The 883-nt window shown below is 32.4% G+C and carries 2 protein-coding genes; both read left to right on the forward strand.

Annotation, left to right across the window (positions count from 1 at the left end; all coding sequences use genetic code 11):
- Positions 1-236 precede the first annotated feature (236 nt).
- Positions 237-536: a type II toxin-antitoxin system RelB/DinJ family antitoxin gene (locus ACQV2Q_RS08855; RefSeq protein ID WP_428875514.1), complete on the forward strand. Its 300-nt coding sequence runs from the start codon at positions 237-239 to the stop codon at positions 534-536.
- Positions 533-847 carry a type II toxin-antitoxin system RelE/ParE family toxin gene (locus ACQV2Q_RS08860; protein ID WP_428882510.1) on the forward strand — a complete coding sequence of 105 codons (315 nt, stop codon included), beginning with the start codon at positions 533-535 and terminating at the stop codon, positions 845-847. Before ACQV2Q_RS08855 ends, ACQV2Q_RS08860 begins: the two co-directional genes overlap by 4 nt.
- Positions 848-883 lie beyond the last annotated feature (36 nt).

Here is an 883-nt window from a genome sequence, read left to right on the forward strand (position 1 = left end):
AAAAAGTAAGACCAATGACCACCCCCTTATTTTTATTAAGAGCAGTGGAACGTGGTCTTTCTGTTTTTGATTTAGACTTACTCACCATTGGACTTATAACTGATATGGACACAGAAAAAACTAACGATGAGTGGAAAGATAAGCAAGTAGTTACACAGGAGGACTTTGATAAACTTTAAATGTATAGACATAGTGTTGACGTATTTGATATAATTAAGCAAAAGGAGGAGTCAATTATGGCTAAGTCAGCAAACCTAAATATAAGGATGAAACCGGAAATTAAAGAAAGGGCGGAGGAGATACTGAAAACCTTGGGCATACCTCCATCAAATGCCGTGGATATGTTTTATAGGCAGATTATTCTTAATAAAGGCTTACCTTTTGATGTAAAATTACCGGATGCAAAACTTGTTGATATTTTTGACATCTCAAGGGATGAATTAAACAAGATGCTAATGGAAGGGATAAATGATTTAAAAGATGGGAAATATGAAAATGTGGATGAGGCTTTTAAATCAATTTACGATCAATTATGAGCAAATATACTATTGTAGTATCATCTAGAGCCAAAAAAGACATCATTAAAATATATGAGTATATTTCTGCAAACTTGAATTCTGATTTATCCGCATTAAGGTTAATAAAGAAAATAGAAGAGTCTATAAGAGGGCTTGATGAAATGTCTGAAAGATTTAGAAGGTATAGAGATGAAGACTTAGATAAAGAGAATATAAGAATTTGTCCCGTAAAAAACTATCTTATTTTCTACCGAGTAAATAATGGAGAAAAGCTAGTAGAAATAATCCGTGTTCTGTATTCAAGAAGAAATTACGAAGATATTTTATAAAGCACCTATCAAAAAGGGAGGTGCTTTTTTGATGCC

The organism is Facklamia sp. P12950 (assembly GCF_050409465.1).
In the GTDB taxonomy this organism is placed as follows: domain Bacteria; phylum Bacillota; class Bacilli; order Lactobacillales; family Aerococcaceae; genus Facklamia.